The sequence below is a fragment of the Psychrobacter sp. 78a-MNA-CIBAN-0178 genome (assembly GCF_040309625.1).
GTDB classification, from domain to species: Bacteria; Pseudomonadota; Gammaproteobacteria; order Pseudomonadales; family Moraxellaceae; genus Psychrobacter; species Psychrobacter okhotskensis.
Window position 1 is genome coordinate 1 of record NZ_JBEOOZ010000207.1, and the last position, 238, is coordinate 238.

At 43.7% G+C, this 238-nt stretch carries 1 protein-coding gene; it reads right to left on the bottom strand.

Going from position 1 to position 238, the window contains the following annotated elements; genetic code table 11:
- Window positions 1–238: hemerythrin domain-containing protein (locus AAEY80_RS14860; protein ID WP_350588641.1), on the bottom strand; the 238-nt coding region annotated here is incomplete at both ends.

Consider the following 238-nt stretch of genomic DNA (forward strand, 5'->3'; position numbering starts at 1 on the left):
TTTTTAGTCTCTTGAGAGGCTTGAATATTGGCTGTTACTTCATTTAACTGCTTATGCTGCTCTTCCAATGTATCAAGTACGGATGCCACCTCAGGTTGGGCAGCTTGATGAGGCAGTAGGGCATCAACGATTAGATTGTCTTCGATTTTAAAATGATGGCGCATATCACTCATATAAGAGGATAGCGCTTGCCAATGCTCAGCAATCTCTTGCGGATTGTCAGCGCACTCTTTAGCGT